Source organism: Morganella sp. BCCO 40_0007 (assembly GCF_032989665.1).
Taxonomy (GTDB): Bacteria; Pseudomonadota; Gammaproteobacteria; order Enterobacterales; family Enterobacteriaceae; genus Morganella; species Morganella sibonii.
Genome location: NZ_JAVBIN010000011.1, coordinates 117,536 through 135,308, shown reverse-complemented (window position 1 = coordinate 135,308; position 17,773 = coordinate 117,536). Strand labels below are relative to the sequence as shown.

General features: G+C 52.6%; 13 protein-coding genes. 4 read left to right on the top strand and 9 right to left on the bottom strand.

Annotation, left to right across the window (positions count from 1 at the left end; genetic code table 11):
* Positions 1-173: 173 nt before the first annotated feature.
* From phoP to R5268_RS14515, 3 genes are all read left to right on the top strand, one after another.
* Positions 174-848, top strand: coding sequence for a two-component system response regulator PhoP (gene phoP / locus R5268_RS14525; protein ID WP_046894953.1), 675 nt, complete (start codon positions 174-176; stop codon positions 846-848).
* Positions 849-880: 32 nt separating this feature from the next.
* A complete protein-coding gene (gene phoQ / locus R5268_RS14520; protein WP_046894952.1) occupies positions 881-2,350 on the top strand; it encodes a two-component system sensor histidine kinase PhoQ in 1,470 nt (489 codons plus the stop codon).
* A 111-nt stretch (positions 2,351-2,461) separates the two neighbouring features.
* The gene (locus R5268_RS14515) at positions 2,462-3,583 is read left to right on the top strand and encodes a cupin domain-containing protein (RefSeq protein ID WP_112549526.1); all 1,122 of its coding nucleotides are present in this window, start codon (positions 2,462-2,464) and stop codon (positions 3,581-3,583) included.
* 64 nt (positions 3,584-3,647) lie between these two features.
* On the opposite strand, the gene R5268_RS14510 is transcribed toward R5268_RS14515, so the two are convergent.
* The 9 genes from R5268_RS14510 to lolC form a co-directional block, all read right to left on the bottom strand.
* Positions 3,648-4,436, bottom strand: coding sequence for a fimbrial protein (locus R5268_RS14510; protein WP_317419682.1), 789 nt, complete (start codon positions 4,434-4,436; stop codon positions 3,648-3,650).
* Between the two features lie 274 nt (positions 4,437-4,710).
* Complete coding sequence (locus R5268_RS14505; RefSeq protein ID WP_317419683.1) at positions 4,711-7,113, bottom strand: fimbria/pilus outer membrane usher protein; 2,403 nt, start codon at positions 7,111-7,113, stop codon at positions 4,711-4,713.
* A 7-nt stretch (positions 7,114-7,120) separates the two neighbouring features.
* Positions 7,121-7,792 (bottom strand): molecular chaperone, encoded by a 672-nt coding sequence (locus tag R5268_RS14500; protein WP_317419684.1) that lies wholly within the window; start codon positions 7,790-7,792, stop codon positions 7,121-7,123.
* 49 nt (positions 7,793-7,841) lie between these two features.
* On the bottom strand, positions 7,842-8,405 hold the full coding sequence (locus R5268_RS14495; protein ID WP_317419685.1) for a fimbrial protein: 564 nt from the start codon (positions 8,403-8,405) through the stop codon (positions 7,842-7,844).
* A gap of 263 nt (positions 8,406-8,668) precedes the next feature.
* Complete coding sequence (gene pepT / locus R5268_RS14490; protein ID WP_107678706.1) at positions 8,669-9,901, bottom strand: peptidase T; 1,233 nt, start codon at positions 9,899-9,901, stop codon at positions 8,669-8,671.
* Between the two features lie 51 nt (positions 9,902-9,952).
* Complete coding sequence (gene cobB, locus R5268_RS14485) at positions 9,953-10,801, bottom strand: Sir2 family NAD+-dependent deacetylase (protein ID WP_317419725.1); 849 nt, start codon at positions 10,799-10,801, stop codon at positions 9,953-9,955.
* Positions 10,802-10,914: 113 nt separating this feature from the next.
* Positions 10,915-12,162 carry a lipoprotein-releasing ABC transporter permease subunit LolE gene (gene lolE, locus R5268_RS14480; RefSeq protein WP_046894946.1) on the bottom strand — a complete coding sequence of 416 codons (1,248 nt, stop codon included), beginning with the start codon at positions 12,160-12,162 and terminating at the stop codon, positions 10,915-10,917.
* Positions 12,159-12,854, bottom strand: a complete 696-nt coding sequence (gene lolD, locus R5268_RS14475; protein WP_107678707.1) for a lipoprotein-releasing ABC transporter ATP-binding protein LolD — start codon at positions 12,852-12,854, stop codon at positions 12,159-12,161. Before lolD ends, lolE begins: the two co-directional genes overlap by 4 nt.
* Positions 12,847-14,049 (bottom strand): lipoprotein-releasing ABC transporter permease subunit LolC, encoded by a 1,203-nt coding sequence (gene lolC, locus R5268_RS14470; RefSeq protein ID WP_107678708.1) that lies wholly within the window; start codon positions 14,047-14,049, stop codon positions 12,847-12,849. Before lolC ends, lolD begins: the two co-directional genes overlap by 8 nt.
* A 239-nt stretch (positions 14,050-14,288) precedes the next feature.
* On the opposite strand from lolC, the gene mfd reads away from it, so the two are divergent.
* Positions 14,289-17,729 carry a transcription-repair coupling factor gene (mfd, locus tag R5268_RS14465; protein WP_317419726.1) on the top strand — a complete coding sequence of 1,147 codons (3,441 nt, stop codon included), beginning with the start codon at positions 14,289-14,291 and terminating at the stop codon, positions 17,727-17,729.
* The last annotated feature ends 44 nt before the right edge of the window (positions 17,730-17,773 follow it).

Sequence of the window (17,773 nt, the reverse complement as noted above, 5' to 3'; positions counted from 1 at the left end):
TAATTAACACACGAATAATCAATAACACAGAGGCAGAGAATATCTGCCTCTTTTTTTATGATTAAACGCATATCTGACGTATTATTTGACGTACAAGTTCCCCCGCCTTCATGTAAACTGTTACAATTCACATCGTTATTTGTTCGGATATCTGTCTTTGTAAGGAATTGTGTATGCGTGTGCTCATCGTGGAAGATAACAACTTACTCCGTCACCATCTGACGGTTCAGATCCGCGACCTCGGCCACCAGGTTGATGCGGCCGAAGATTCAAAAGAAGCAGATTATTTTCTTCAGGAAAGTCAGCCGGATATCGCGGTAGTTGACCTCGGCCTGCCCGGTGAGGACGGTATGGTAATGATCGCCCGCTGGCGTCAGCAGCAGGTCAAAATTCCGATTATGGTACTGACCGCCCGCGAAAGCTGGCAGGAAAAAGTCGCCGCACTGAATGCCGGGGCGGATGATTATGTTACCAAACCTTTCCAGCTGGAAGAGATTGTCGCACGCATGCAGGCACTGATGCGCCGTAACAGCGGCCTTGCCTCCCAGACACTGGAACTGGGTATTTTTGTTATCGATCTTTCCCGCAAAGAATTCCTTGTTGACGGTAATACCGTCAAACTGACCGCATTTGAATACACGATTATTGAAACGCTGATGCGCAATAATGGTAAGGTTGTCAGTAAAGATTCCCTGATGCGCCAGCTCTATCCGGATGCCGAACTGCGTGAAAGTCATACCATTGATGTGCTGATGGGACGTCTGCGCAAAAAAATCCAGGCATTTACCGATATTGATGCCATTATCACTGTCCGCGGACAGGGCTACCGCTTTGACGCCGGGAAGTAACAGACGCCACTTCAACCACTGAGGTATTGCGCATGACCAGGCGGAAAACGCGCCCTTTTTCTCTGCGGACCCGGTTTTTACTGGCAACATTTGCTGTGATCCTCGCGATGACACTCTCTTACGGTGCGGTGGCGCTGGTCGGTTATCTGGTCAGTTTTGATAAAACCACCTACACCATGCTGCGCAGCCAGAGTAATCTGTTTTACAGCCTGTCGCAGTGGGATAACGGAAAACTCAATATCCGTTTTCCGCCGAATTTCTCACTCAATGCCCCGTCTGTGGTTCTGATTTATGACGATAATCAGAATCTGCTCTGGCGGCAGTATCATATCGATGCACTGGAAAAAGTGATTCCGGCCAAATGGCTGACCAAAGAGGGATTGTATGATCTGAATACCTCGCTGGATGCCACCAAATCCCTGCTGGTTAATACCCCGCTTTTTGCCACGGAAGACATCCGGATTAATGACCTCGATGATGATCATGATGGCCGGATGATACACTCCGTATCGGTCAGCCGTTACGGCAAAACCGATACCCTGCCCCCGCTGACGATTGTCGTGGTTGATACCATCCCTCAGAATCTGCAAAAAACGTTCCGTGTCTGGGAGTGGTTTGGCTATGTGGTGCTGGCCAATCTGTTCCTGCTCACACCGCTGATCTGGCTGGCGGCACACTGGAGCCTGCGGCCGATCAATGCGCTCAGCGGGCAAATCAGCGCCCTCGAAAAAGGTGAGCGGGAAGATCTGGATGAAACACCGCCCAGCGAACTGCGCGGACTGGTGCGCAACCTGAATCTGTTGCTGCACAGCGAACGGGAACGCTACACCCGGTATCAGCGGACACTCTCTGATCTGACCCACAGCCTGAAAACCCCGCTGGCAGTGCTGCAAAGTACCCTGCGCTCACTGCGCAGCGGCAAAGACATGACAATTGAAACCGCCGAGCCGGTCATGCTCGAACAAATAGGCCGGATTTCCCAGCAGGTCGGATATTATCTGCACCGTGCCAGCATCGGCGGGGATAATACCGTACTGATGCGGGATATCTCTTCCGTACCCGCCCTGATAGACAGCCTCGCCAGCGCACTCAGCAAAGTGTACCAGCGCAAAGGGGTGGATATTACTGTTGATATCCCGCCGGATATTACCTGGCTGGGACAGCAGAATGACTTTATGGAAGTCATGGGGAATATCATGGAGAACGCCTGCAAATACTGTCTGGAGTTTGTCGAGGTGACGGCACAGTGGCAGCATGATGCGGTTATTCTGATCGTCGATGATGATGGTCCGGGTGTGCCGGAAGAGAAACGGGAGCTGATTTTCAGCCGCGGACAGCGTGTTGATACTCTGCGCCCGGGACAGGGGCTGGGCCTGGCGATTGTCACCGATATTCTGGAGCAGTATGACGGCGGTGCGGTTGTCACCGACAGTCCGCTGGGCGGCGCCCGTATTACCGTGACTTTCCGCCGCCAGGCGGTTCACGACGAAAACACGGACTGATAATCAGTCTGCCGGGCACGTAATTTATCAGTACAGGCATGAATAAAACGTGTCTTTTTCCGTTATACTCCTTTCATCTGCCTGATCACGGCGTTTATTGAGGACGACTACATGGATTATGAACTGAATTTAGACTGGCAGACCTTTATGGAAAGCCACTGGCAAAAACGTCCGTTACTGATCAAAGGTGGTTTCCGTAATTTCCGCGACACGATTTCCCCGGATGAACTGGCAGGACTGGCGATGGAAAATGAAATCGACAGCCGTATGGTCACCCGTTTCAACGGGAAGTGGGATGTGCGCCACGGACCGTTTCAGGAATTTGACGGGCTGGGAGAGAAAGACTGGTCGATCCTGGTTCAGGCCGTTGATCACTGGCATTTCCCGTCTGCCGCGCTGATGAAGCCGTTCCGCTGCCTGTCTGACTGGCGTATGGATGACCTGATGATCTCTTATTCTGTTCCGGGTGGCGGTGTGGGTCCGCATCTGGATCAGTATGATGTGTTTATTATCCAGGGTCAGGGTCGCCGCCACTGGCGTGTCGGGGAAAAAATCCCGATGAAACAGCACAGCCCGCATCCGGATCTGTTACAGGTCGACCCGTTTGACGCTATCATTGATGAAGAAATGGTACCGGGTGATATCCTCTATATTCCGCCGGGATTCCCGCATGAAGGCTATGCTATTGAGGAATCACTGAACTATTCCGTCGGTTTCCGTGCACCGAATGCCCGTGAGCTGTTCAGCGGCTTTGCCGATTATATCATTGCTAATGAGCTGGGCAGTTACCGCTACAGTGATCCGGATCTGGCGTTCCGCGATAATCCGGCATTAATTCAGCAGGGTGAACTGACCAAGCTGCACGGTATGATGCAGGATTTACTCGACCAGCCGGATGTGTTCCGTCAGTGGTTCGGTGAGTTTATCTCTCAGTCCCGCCATGAGCTGGATCTGGCACCGCCGGAGCCGTCATACAGCCCGGATGAAATTCAGGAACTGCTGTTACAGGGTGAATCTCTGTTCCGCCTGAACGGTCTGCGTGTACTGCGTGTCGGTGATACCTGTTTCGTTAACGGTGAAGCACTGAAAACCCCGCACATTGAAGCGGCTGATGTACTCTGTCAGTATGATGAAGTGACGGCCGCTATGCTGGGGGATGCCATCAGTGATCCGGAATTTGTGACGCTGCTGACTGTCCTGATCAATAGTGGTTACTGGTATTTTGATGATTAATCAGCAATAAAATCACATTCACCGTTCAGATAAAAATGCCACGTGATATCACGTGGCGTTTTTTTTACAGATAACGAATAGTGTAATGCAGGATAGTTTCTGCCGTTCCCGGCTCGATAATATCCCGGGTCTGCACAAACGCAGCCTGTAACCGGAGCACTGCCCGCTGCGCTGTTATCTCATCAAATAAAAGCGATTCCCCGAACGTAACCGGGCTGCCATTGTGCAGCAGCCTGACACCCACACCGGCCGCACTGCCTTTTTGCCGCGTCAGCTTCAGTGTTCCGGGACTGTTTTTCGCGGCAAATACATTGCCGGACAGACGGATATCCGCCTGAGCCAGCTTACTGCACCGTAGTGCAATGGTCAGGTTGCGGACACTCCCCGGAGCAACAGAGCCTTTACCGCTGAAATCTGTCCGCGTTACAGCACCTAAATCCACATCCGTTTCCGTCTGCGGATCAAGGTCGCAGGAATTCTGCCGGACAGCAAATCCGCTCAGGTGAAGCTTCGTTTCCGGAACGCCGTATACGCCACCTGCCCATTGTTCCCCTATCCGCATGGCAAATTCACCCAGATAGCCCCCCGGATGATGAGACGATATTTCCGGTGCCAGTTTATAAAGAGTCACCGTTGCCCGCACACGATAAGGCTGCAACTCATTCATTCCGCTGCTGATAGTACACAGCCGTTTATTGGCAGAGTTGTTATCCGGTGAGTCACGCCCGTCGACATAACGTTGTGAACGCAGGCACTCCGGATGATCCACAACGGCCCCCAGGCTGTATCCGATGTCGTCAGAGAGTTCATAGATCGTGTGTCCGGATGCATTTTGTGTTCTGTTACCGGGCATTCCGCCCACCAGCACAAACTCAATATTTTTACCGGGGTCAATCCGGCACTGATAGACATCAATACTGTCCGAAACAATAGCTTCACCGATAACCCCGCCGACCGGAACATGATGCGCGGCAGTGATAACATCGCCGGGTATACGAATAGTCGTTTCCGGCGTTATCAGTACGCAGGTTTCCCCGGCTGATGCGGATGCAATAGCCCCTGCTGTCAGCCAGAAAAAGAAACCGGCACCGCATAGTATTCTGAACTAAAAAAACATCATTGCTCCTTTACCGGCACATCAGCGGGAGAGTTATCAGCCCCTGCTGTTCCGGCGGAATAGTAAAATCTGCTTCGCACTGTCCGTGCGTTCCTTTTCCCCAGACCGCCTGTAAGCGCCCCTGTGCCGGTAATCCGCTGAGATACACCTCCCCGTCTTCACCGCTAATACCGCTGACGGTGCTGCCGCCGGTTTTTTTCACCTGTATACGTGCCGCAAACGGTACCACGCCCCCGGTGGTCCGCAGAGCAAAAATCGCACGAAAACCGGTATTCACAGCAAAACGGACAGGCACCACCGCACCTTTAGACGGGATCACCTGCACGACCGGATCATCCGCATCGGCATTATCCGGCAACGTTTCCGGATCGATACGGATAATGTTCTGATGGTAATGACTCAGATGAGGAATAACGCTGAACCCGTTGCGGTCAGTACGCGCAGCAGTCCGTGATGCGATGCGGACGCCGGCGGCAGTGCCGGTATCTGCCAGGCCGTTGGTTTCCCCGAGCGGACGTGACAGGGTAATACCATTTTCGTGAATGATCAGCCCGCCCTGAACATCCCCGCCCAGCAGATTATGATCCCGGCTGTGATTGATACTGCCGCGGATATCCGCCAGATCATGCCGCCAGCGCAATTCCGCACTCTTATGGTGAACTGCATCCTGCTGCTGATACCGGTGAGTAACTGAATACCCGAGACGTTGCTCATCCCCCGTCAGGCCATTTGCGGATGACTGAAAAGATGATTTTCCTGCCTGATGGTGATAATGAAAGTGACTGCGGGCCTGCTGACCGGCAAAATCCAGTGGTACTGACAGTGAAACGGACACCCGTTTATCCGCTTTCCGGTAGTGACCTCCGGTACGGTACTGAGCATTCACGCCGTAATGTATCCGGCCGGCATGGCTGAAGTAACCGGCATCCCGGCTGATCAGCGTCCGGTATCTGTGCCCGTCATATCCGGTGCGGTTATAGTGATACCCTGCTGAAACTGCCCCGTTATTTCCCGGCAACGGCTGTACCAGCCGGGTCTGCCATTGCCGGGAATACTGTTCATAACCTGCACCGGCGCTAAGCAGTGTCCCGGTCAGTGAAAAAAAATTCTGATAATTCATCCGGTAGCGGAGATTTTGTTTTACGGCTGTGTGGCGCATCAGGATATCGGCGGAAACCCCGCCGGCCGCCCCCATATTCAGCCCTGCTCCGGCCCCGCTGCTCAGGGCATTTTTTGCCGCATAACTTCCGCCATATAATGTCAGAAGTGAATTGATACCATAGGCCGCCGTACCCTGAACAAACAGCATTTTTTTGCTGTTTCCGTGCCGGTTAAGCTTTCCCGCATCCAGAGTGTATTTCAGCCGGCCTTCCCGCTGCATAACCGGCACGGACATTCCGTACTGTGTAAAATGCTGCACAGTACCGTCCGCTTCCTCAAGCGTGATATCCAGCGCCGCGCCCTGATACGCACTGTTCAGGTCATCAATCACAAATTCACCGGCGGGCAGCGACTCGCGGCGGATAACGACACCCTGCTGCCGGATAGTCAGCTCCGCACTCTGTCCGGCGATACCACGGATAACCGGGGCATAGCCCTGCTGGTTCAGCGGATGCATATCACTTTGTGACACCAGTCTGATCCCCCGGAACGCCCTGCTGTCAAACAGCACATCACCGGTGAACACGTCCCCCAGCTGTAATTCACTTCGCCAGGGCACAATGGCGCGGTACATCCGCAAACGCTCTGACTGCCATTGTATTTTCCCGTCCCGGTGCTCTGCTCTGCTGTGATGACGCAGCCGCCAGAATCCGGCATTAAAACCACTTTGCAGTGACAGGGTATGTCCGGTGCTGTGACTGAACCGGCTGCTGTTGCGGGAGAAACGGTAATCATAATTGAGCATAAATGCGGTGATACCGGGCTCCCATAACGCAGCATCGGCCCCCCGCTGTTCATCCGTCAGAAAAAACCGCTGCGGAATCGTAATATCCAGCGCCTGCTGTGCGGCGTCAAAATGCAGCGTGACACCACTGACCAGCCCGGTGATATCCTCAATCTGTTCAGTATGATCTGTTGCGGCAAAAGCAGGTGATGCATCAGGACGTAACCCCCATACCAGCCATTGCCTGCGGGTTAACTGCGGCAACAGCATTTTTTGTTGCAGGTGATAGCGGAATTCCAGCCACTGGCCGCTGACAGTCCGCTGATTAACTCTGACAGTGACAAAATAGCGCCCTTCTTCCTGAAACTGCCGCTCACGTAAATACTGAAACTGTGCAGGGTCCATCAGCGGTTCATCGCCGTTCAGGCCAAGCACTGCCGGATTAAAATATGGCGCGGCAGATATCTTTACGGAAAAAAAAACCGGAAGTACCACCAGAAGAAAAAAATACGGTGTTCTTAATTGCATAGTATTATTATTTTTTAAACGTCACAGGTTTGGAAATAATTCCGCCGAAGTCAGAAATATAGCTGATTGTGATCTTGTCTTTATTATGGATTGCAGTTACCGGTACAGTGAGCGATTCAAACGGAACAATCATATCTGAAACGGTATGTTCCTTATTATTAACAGTAATATCTCTCACAGTAATATGGAATGGTGTGTTATTAATGATATTTATTTTATTGCCTTTCCGCTCATACTTCAGGTCGTTATAATCAGGTTCAGTTAACTTTTCAGGGCGGTAGAAAAATTTAAACTTTGAATTAATAACAACCTGTAGCTTATTTTTTCTGTGTTCTTCTGTTTCCGGAATACCCCTGACATTCAGCCATAGTAAAGTTTCTCTGTCATCCGGAAAAACGGGGTTTTTAACGATAACACGCAGAATACTTTTTTTTCCCGCATCCAGCTGAAAGAGAACCGGTGTAAGAATAAAATCCTTACTCTTTGTGACTCCATCCTCTTTCTCAATCCAGCTCTGAATTAAATAAGCTGTTTTTTTATCGGTATTATCAACAGGAACTGCGATCATTTTTTTATCCTGCGGATAAATAAACCGGGTTCCGCCGACGACTACCGCCGCAATGGCCTGATTTATCATCAGGTAAATAATAATAAGAAGAAAAGTAAAATAGTTTTTCATCGTGCAGATTATCCGTGGCGGCAACGGGCATTGCCGCCGGTATTAACAGTTACTCGTAAGAAACCGTATAATTAATAGTTGCATTACCTTCGCCGGGTGTTGCCAGCCCCGTTGCCTGATAGGCTGCGCTATAGGTCAGCGTGTAATCCCGTGAATCCGGTGTCAGAGCAATATCACGATAGCCTTCTGCGGGCGTTATCTGATAGTTACCGGAAGTGGTAATAACGATACCAACATTACCGGCACTGTTATCATTCGCATCCAGTGCAAACAGTGCAGGATTATCATTATGTGCGGTACCTGTCATTTTTATTTGCAGGGATTTCATTGATAATGAACAGTTTGTTATAGCAATATCGAAATTTTCCGGAGGTGTTCTGTCATCTCTGTTTTTCAGCAGGGCTGCTGAATGATTTTTGAGATCAACATCAATATCTTTCTGAGTAATATCACAACTGGAGTCGGTAATCTTACCGCTAAAATTAATGCTGCCATTAATTTCTGTCGGATCTTTACGCTCCGCCTCAATAAAAGAATCTTCATCAGCAGAAAATGTATTTACTGATAACAATATCAGAGAAGTGATTAATAGTTTTCTTTTTAAATAAAACATAAATATTTACCTTTAAAGTATACAAATTATATATAATTTTAATGCTATGAATTATATTGCACAGATTATCAGCACTGAAACCTGACAGGCGTAAAACAATATCAGCAGTAGTTAAACAAATACAAAACAAAAATAAGATAATGAAGAATAAAAAACATCACACTACCGAAACAGATCTTACTCCCTTTATTAATTTATTTATTTAATAAAAAAGCCACCTCTATTAAGGTGGCTTATTGATATTTAATTTGTATTGATATTATTTATTTCTTCATATCCAGTGCCGTTAATTCTGCAATCCGCATAATCACAGAAACAGCCTGTTCCATGCCTTCCAGTGAAATAAACTCATGTTTACTGTGGAAGTTATAACCGCCGGTGAACAGGTTAGGACACGGCAGGCCGCGATAAGAGAGCTGAGCACCGTCCGTACCGCCGCGGATTGGCTTAATATCCGGTTCAATATCGCAGTCAATCATCGCCTGTTTGGCCAGTTCAATCACATGCGGGTGTTTCACCACATGGTCGCGCATATTGTAATAGCTGTCATCAATCGTCAGCTCAATATAGCAGTCCGGATGCAGGCCTTTACCGACTTTTTCCGCAATAGCAATGACATTACTTTTGCGTTTTTCAAAGTTGTTACGGTCAAAATCACGGATGATATAGTGCATTTCCGCACGTTCGACAGTACCTTTAATACTTTGCAGATGATAGAAACCCTCATACCCTTCGGTATTTTCAGGGGTTTCTTCCGGTGGTAATTCGCTGTGGATACGGGTTGCCAGTGACAATGCATTCACCATCACGCCCTTGGCACTGCCCGGATGCACATTATTCCCCTCAATACGGATGGACACCGCCGCCGCATTGAAGTTCTCGTATTCCAGTTCACCGACGCCACCGCCATCAACGGTATAGGCCCACTGCGCACCGAATTTTTTCAGATCCACATACTGCGCGCCGCGGCCGATTTCTTCATCAGGTGTGAAGGCAATGCGGATATCGCCATGCGGAATATCACTGTTTTTCAGGCGCACCATCGCGGTGATGATTTCCGCAATACCGGCTTTATCATCCGCACCCAGCAGGGTTTTACCGTCGGTCATAATCAGGGTTTTACCCAGCATGGTGTGCAGCACCGGGAACATGACCGGCGACAGCACTTCGTCACCGATACCGAGTGCGATATCACCACCGCGGTAATTTTCCAGAACCTGAGGATTCACATTACGCCCGGAGAAATCCGGTGAGGTATCAAGGTGAGAAATAAAACCAATGACCGGTACCGGCCAGTCAACATTCGCCGGTAGTGTGGCCATCACACAGCCGTTGTCATCCAGCGAGACATCTGATAACCCCAGCGTTTTCAGCTCTTTTTCCAGAGCACGCGCCAGCCTTAACTGACCATCGCTGCTCGGCGTCAGTTTCGCTGATGGCTTCGACTGCGTGTCAAAAGAGACATAACCGAAAAAGCGCTCTAATAACTTATCCATGTGTTCCCCCAATAACATTGATTTCCTATTATCGGGGAAACATAAATTGAGTTATTGCGTCAAATCAGATTTAGTGTTGTTAATCTGCGTCAGTAACTGACGGACATACTCCGGCACCACCTGTCCGGCAGGCCCGTAGTGACACTCCTCAAACTCACTCTGTACCTTACTCGGCTCCAGATTAAGTTCCACAGTATGTGCTCCGCACAGCCGTGCCTCATGAACAAACCCGGCCGCCGGATAGACATGCCCGGAGGTGCCGATGGCAATAAAGATATCGGCATCATTCAGCGCCTGATAGATTTCATCCATACCGAACGGCATTTCACCGAACCAGACAATATGCGGCCGCAGCGGTGACGGGAACTGGCAGCAGTGACAGCGCTCATCGGCAGACAGATCACCGGTACACGACTGTACCTGGCCGGACATAGCACAGCGGATTTTCAGCAGTTCGCCGTGCATGTGAATGATCCGCTGACTGCCCGCGCGTTCATGCAGGTTATCAATATTCTGGGTGACCAGCAGGAAGTTATCCCCCAGCACCTGTTCCAGCTCAGCCAGTGCGAGATGTGCCGGGTTCGGCTGCACGTCCGGGGACTGTAACTGACGGCGGCGGTCATTATAAAACTGCTGCACCAGACGCGGATTGCGGGCGTAACCTTCCGGTGTCGCCACATCTTCGATATTGTGCTCTTCCCACAGCCCGTCTTCCGAACGGAATGTGCGGATACCGGATTCGGCAGAAATCCCCGCGCCCGTCAGCACAACAATTTTCGGTTTAAACTGATCCATTTTCCCGGCCATCCATTTGTCGCGATAGAAAAAGCGTAAGTGAAAACGCTGGCGCAGGGTCCGCCGCTGTTTGCGTAATTTTCTTAATCGGTGCGTTCTGCGCATCATCCGGCCTTTGTTCATCACTGTCTCCGTTCAGGGTAATGCATCTGCACTTCGGTTTCAAAACTTCGGATTCAAAACTTCGGATTCAAAAATCCTTTCAATTTATGCGGGTTTTACTGCCCGCTCAGAATACGCGCCGGTTCAAGACGGCAGGCGCGTCTCGCCGGATACCAGCTTGCCAGCAGACTCAGTACAATGGTGGTTAAGACCACATACAGCAGGTCTGTCAGCCGCAGCTCCGACGGCAGAAAATCAATAAAATAGACATCACCGGACAGCAGTTTATGTCCGATAAGCCACTCAACGCCCCGGATAAGCGGTGTCAGATTCAGCGCCGCCAGCGTGCCCAGTACCGCTCCGCTGATACAGCCGACCATACCGGTCAGCAATCCGTACCAGAGGAAAATAGCGCGGATCAGGCTGTCTTTTGCCCCCAGCGTGCGCAGAATGGCGATATCACCGCTTTTATCTTTTACAGCGATAATCAGGGTGGAAACGATATTGAAGCACGCCACACCAATCACCAGAATCATCGCCAGATACATAATACTGCGCACTAACTGAATGTCGCTGTACATATAGCCGTATTCGTTGATCCAGCTTTTATAGAAAACGTGCTCACGGCTGGCTTCTGCCGCCCGCAGAACAATATCATTGGCATTGAAGACATTATCCGTACGGATTTCAATACCGGTGACACCCTCGCCGTAATCCAGATACTGCTGCGCATCCGCCAGCGGGATCAGCGCCAGCCGGTGATCCAGCATACCGCTCAGACGAAAAACACCAGCGACCTGCAAACGGATACGTTTCGGCTGTAACAGGCGCTCAGTGCTGTCATGATTCGGGATCATGATAGTGAGCCATTCTCCCGGTGCAACGCCGAGAGATTTCGCCGCGCCGTCACCGAGGATTATCTGACTTTTCCCGGCCTGAAATCCGGCCCAGGCATTATCCGCGACAAACTCCGGCAGCCCGCTGACCGCCGGCTGAGTGGCCGGGTCCACGCCCATCAGCTGCATCGCCTGCAATTTACTGCCTTTCTCCGCCAGTCCGGTAAACTCGATATACGGGCTGGCCGCGACCACGCCGGGGGTATTTTTTATCCGCAGCAGGCTCTGCGCCCAGGTGTCAAACGGCTGCTCAACAGTGGAAATCTGTCCCTGCGGCACCACGGAAAGCACCCGGTTCTCCAGCTCGCGCTCAAAGCCGTTCATGGCGCTCAGCCCGATAATCAGTACCGCCACCCCGAGCGTGATCCCAAGAGTGGAAATCACGGAAATCAGCGAGACCATTCCCGCCCGTTTCCGCCCTTTGCTGAAACGCAGCGCAGTCAGTAATGACAGCGGTAATGCATTCATAGCGCCGTCTCCGGCTGTGCATTCAGAATACCGTCACGCATTTCCATCTGACGTCCCATTTTCGCCGCCAGAGAGAGATCGTGAGTCACCACCAGAAACGCCGTGCCGAGTGTCTGATTCAGTTCGGATAACAGGTCAAAAATACTTTGCGCATTGCGCTGATCCAGGTTACCGGTCGGTTCATCCGCCAGCACCAGCGACGGCTTGTTCACCAGCGCACGGGCAATCGCCACCCGCTGGCGTTCCCCGCCGGAAAGCTCCGACGGACGATGATGCGCACGCGCTGCCACACCGACACGTTCCAGCATATCCCCCGCCTGTGCCAGGGCTTTATCCCGCGCCATGCCGCCGATCAGCAGCGGCATCGCCACGTTTTCCGCCGCCGTAAAGTCCGGCAGCAGATGGTGAAACTGGTAAATAAAGCCCATTTCCTCATTACGCAGCGCAGACAGCGCATTCTGGCTCATGGCGGAGAGTGCGGTGCCGTTAAAAATCACCTCACCGGAGGTCGGGGAATCCAGCCCGCCGAGCAGATGCAGCAGTGTACTTTTCCCCGAACCGGAGCTGCCGACAATCGCCAGCATATCCCCGCGCCGGAGTTCAAAATTGACCTGTTTCAGGACATCAGTTTCCACTGTGCCCTCATGATAGGATTTGCATAACTGACGACATGCCAGTAATAACTCACTCATAACGTAAAGCCTCCGCGGGTTGTACCGCTGCCGCCCGCCACGCAGGCCAGAGTGTGGATAATAAAGAGATAAACATGGCTGCCGCGCCGATGGTTATCACGCGCAGCGGCTCAATCACCGTCGGCAGGGCGATTCCTTTCGGGATCAGCCCCAGCAGCGGCATCAGAATATTCAGCTGTGAAGAGAGCAGCGTGCCCAGCAGAACGCCGATCACTGAGCCGAGAATCCCCGCGCCTGCCCCCTGGATCATAAAGATCAGCATAATTTTACCGCGTGTCATACCCAGCGTTTTCAGGATGGCCACTTCGGTCTGTTTTTCCATCACCAGCAAGGCCAGTGAAGTAATGATATTAAACGCGGCCACAGCAATAATCAGGCTGAGCAGCAGCCCCATCATATTTTTCTCCATACGCACGGCCTGGAAAAATTCGCCTTTCTGTACGCGCCAGTCTGTCCAGACCAGACCTTCCGGCAATGTCTGCTGACTGAGTGTATCCACCTGCAACGGCTGTGACAGATAAAGACGCCAGCCGGTGATACTGCCCGCCGGATAGCGCATCAGACGCGCCGCATCTTCCTGATTCATCAGTACCTGAGTGTTATCGGATTCACTGCCGGAGGAGAAAAAGCCCGCGACGGTAAACAGACGCTGGCTCGGGATGCGGCCCATCGGCGTCAGCTGTGACACATTCGGCACCAGGATACGGACACTATCCCCGCGCTTAAGCCCCATGCGTTTCGCCACGCCCTCGCCGACCACCACATGGTATTGTCCTGCCGCAAGATCAGACGGCCGGGTATTCACCAGATAATCCAGCAGCGGCTCATCCCCCTGCGGGTCAATCCCGGTCACGGAGGCGATCCCCACGTTGCCGGTACTCTGCAATACCACGTCGCCGGTCACAATAGGTGCGGTTTTCACCACATCGCGCAGCCCGGCTAATTGTGATACCGGATGCACCTGCGGGTCCAGTACACCATTTCCGGTGGTGATCACTGCCTGCGGCATAAAATTGAGAATACTCTGCTGTAATGAGCGTTCAAAACCGTTCATCACGGATGTCACGGTGATAAGTGCTGTCACCCCCAGCGTGATGCCGATGGCGGAAAGCAGCGATACGAAACGGGCAAAGCGATCTGTGCCCCGCCCCCGCATGTAACGCAGACCGATTAAAAATGAGACAGACTGAAACATGAAATCTGAACGCCCCTGTTGCCAAAGCGAAGTGTTCAGGGATAATAAAGGCTCCGGTTGATGAATGGAACCACTCCCGCCCGTTTGCGGCAGTTTTTTTTCATTGACGGTCAGCGTGTTGCCGGTATCAGACCACCTCTGAACCGGCGGCGCGGCGGCCTTTTATTGCCCGGACAAGCCACTCCGGTATGGCAGAACCTTGTTACCTGACAGAAACACGCAGCCCGATGGAAAACCGAATGTCGCTGAAAACACGTTATGAACTTCCGGCCCGTGCCGCAGATACCCGCCAGCTCGGTGAAATGACCGGTGCAGCCTGTGCGGTGGAAGCCGCGTCGATAATTGAACAACACGACGGCCCCGTCATCCTGGTCACCCGCGATATGCAGAATGCCCTGCGGCTGCGGGATGAAATCCGCCAGTTTACCGCACAGCCGGCAGAAACCCTCGCCGACTGGGAAACCCTGCCGTATGACAGCTTTTCACCACATCAGGAAATTATCTCCAACCGGTTATCCACACTGTATCGCCTGCCAACCCTGGAAAAAGGTGCACTGATTCTGCCGGTCAATACATTGATGCAGAAAGTATGTCCGCCTGAATTTCTCACCAGCCATGCACTGGTGATGGCAAAAGGGGAAAAACTGTCGCGCGATAAGCTGCGTGAAGAGCTGGTTCAGGGCGGTTACCGCAGTGTGGAACAGGTGCTGGAGCACGGCGAGTTTGCGATCCGCGGCGCATTACTGGATCTGTTCCCGATGGGCAGCGAACTGCCGTTCCGGATTGATTTCTTTGATGATGAAATCGACAGCCTGCGCACCTTTGATGTCGACACCCAGCGCACCCTGGATGAGGTGAACGCAATCAATCTGCTGCCCGCCCATGAGTTCCCGACGGATAAAGATGCCATAGAACAGTTCCGCAGTCAGTGGCGGGAAATCTTCGAAGTGCGCCGTGATCCGGAACATATTTATCAGCAGGTCAGCAAAGGTACGCTGCCCGCCGGGATTGAATACTGGCAGCCGCTGTTTTTCACCGCACCGCTGGTGCCGTTATTTGATTATCTGCCTGACAACACGCTGCTGGTTACCCAGGATTTGCAGGAATCCGCCGACCGCTTCCGCCGCGATGTACAGCAGCGCTTTGAAAGCCGGGGTGTCGACCCGATGCGGCCATTGCTGCCGCCGTCTCAACTGTGGCTGACACCGGAAGAACTCAATCAGCAGATGAAAACACTGCCGCGTGTGCAGCTTAATAATGACAAACTGCCGCGCAAAGCCGCTAATACTAACCTCGGCTATACCCCGCTGCCGGATCTGAAAGTCAATCCGCAGCTGAAATCCCCGCTTGACCCGCTGCGCCGTTTCCTGGAAAGCACAGACGCTGCCGTGATTTTCTCGGTGGAAAGTGAGGGACGCCGCGAGAGCGTGCAGGAACTGCTGGCGCGGATCAAAATCAAACCGGCGGAAATCCGCAGTTTGCAGGATGCAACCGTACCGGGCATTTATGTCATGATCGGCGCTGCCGAGCACGGTTTTGTTGATAATGAGCGCCAGCGCGTCCTGATTTGTGAAAGCGATATGCTGGGTGAGCGCGTGGTGCGCCGCCGTCAGGACACCCGCCGTACGATTAACACTGACACGCTGATCCGCAACCTCGCGGAACTGCGCCCCGGACAGCCGGTGGTGCATCTGGAGCACGGTGTCGGCCGTTATCAGGGATTAACCACCCTGGAAGCCGGGGGGATCAAAGCAGAATACCTGATCCTCACCTACGCCGGGGAAGACAAGCTGTATGTGCCGGTATCGTCCCTGCATCTGATCAGCCGTTATGCCGGAGGCGCGGATGAAAGCGCACCGCTGCATAAACTCGGCGGCGAGGCGTGGAGCAAAGCCCGTCAGAAAGCGGCGGAAAAAGTCCGCGATGTGGCCGCGCAGTTACTGGATATTTATGCACAACGAGCCGTCAAACCCGGTTTCGCGTTTAAGCATGATCGCGAACAATACCGCGAATTTTGTCAGTCTTTCCCGTTTGAAACCACCACAGATCAGGAACAGGCTATCAATGCCGTGCTGAGCGATATGTGCCAGCCGGTGGCAATGGACAGGCTGGTGTGCGGCGATGTCGGTTTCGGTAAAACCGAGGTCGCCATGCGGGCGGCGTTCCTCGCCGTCAATAACCACAAGCAGGTGGCCGTGCTGGTCCCGACCACCCTGCTGGCGCAGCAGCATTATGATAACTTCCGTGACCGTTTCGCCAACTGGCCGGTGCGGATTGAGGTCCTTTCCCGTTTCCGCAGCGCCAAAGAGCAGCAACAGGTGCTGGATGATACCAAAGAAGGTAAGGTGGACATCATTATCGGCACACACAAGCTGTTGCAGAGTGATGTGCACTGGCATGATCTCGGCCTGCTGGTGGTGGATGAAGAACACCGTTTCGGCGTCCGTCATAAAGAACGTATTAAAGCCATGCGGGCCAATGTGGATATCCTGACCCTCACCGCCACACCGATCCCGCGCACCCTGAATATGGCGATGAGCGGCATGCGTGACCTATCTATTATCGCCACACCACCGGCAAGACGGCTGGCGGTGAAAACCTTTGTCCGTCAGTATGATGAGCTGGTGGTGCGGGAGGCGATTCTGCGTGAGGTATTGCGCGGCGGTCAGGTTTATTATCTCTACAATGATGTGGAAAACATTGAAAAAGCCCGTGACCGTATTGCGGAGCTGGTACCGGAAGCCCGTGTGGCGGTCGGCCACGGACAGATGCGTGAGCGCGAACTGGAACGGGTGATGACTGATTTCCACCACCAGCGTTTTAATGTCCTGGTATGCACCACGATTATTGAAACCGGCATCGATATTCCCAGCGCCAATACCATTATCATCGAACGGGCCGATCATTTCGGGCTGGCACAGCTGCATCAGTTGCGCGGCCGTGTCGGGCGTTCGCACCATCAGGCCTATGCCTATCTGCTGACACCGCATCCGAAAGCGATGACCACCGATGCCCATAAACGTCTGGAAGCTATCGCCTCGCTGGAAGATCTGGGGGCCGGGTTTGCGCTCGCCACACACGACCTGGAAATCCGGGGTGCAGGTGAACTGCTGGGGGACGATCAGAGCGGCCAGATGGCCAGCATCGGTTTCACCCTTTATATGGAATTGCTGGAAAGCGCGGTCGATTCCCTGAAAAGCGGCAAAGAGCCGTCGCTGGAAGATCTCACCCAAAATCAGACCGAAGTGGAGCTTCGCATGCCCGCTCTGCTGCCGGACGATTATCTGCCGGATGTCAGTATGCGCCTTTCCTTCTATAAGCGGATTGCCAGTGCGCGCAGTGATACCGAACTGACAGAACTGAAGATTGAGCTGATTGACCGTTTCGGCCTGCTGCCCGATGCCGGACGCCACCTGCTGGCAGCTGCCGGTTTGCGCTTACAGGCGCAGCAACTCGGGATACGCCGGATTGAAGCACAGGAGAAAGGCGGTTTTATCGAATTCAGTGAGAAAAACCATGTCGATCCTGCTTACCTTATCGGGCTGCTGCAAAACAATCCGAAACAGTACCGGCTGGACGGTCCGTCAAAACTGAAGTTTATCTGTGACCTGACCGATCGTACCAAACGTATTGAGTTTGTCTCGGATTTACTGACGGCCTTTGCCGCTCATCCTGCATAACGCACAACATCCGCACTAACAGGCAGGTGCCGGTTTCGGCCGGC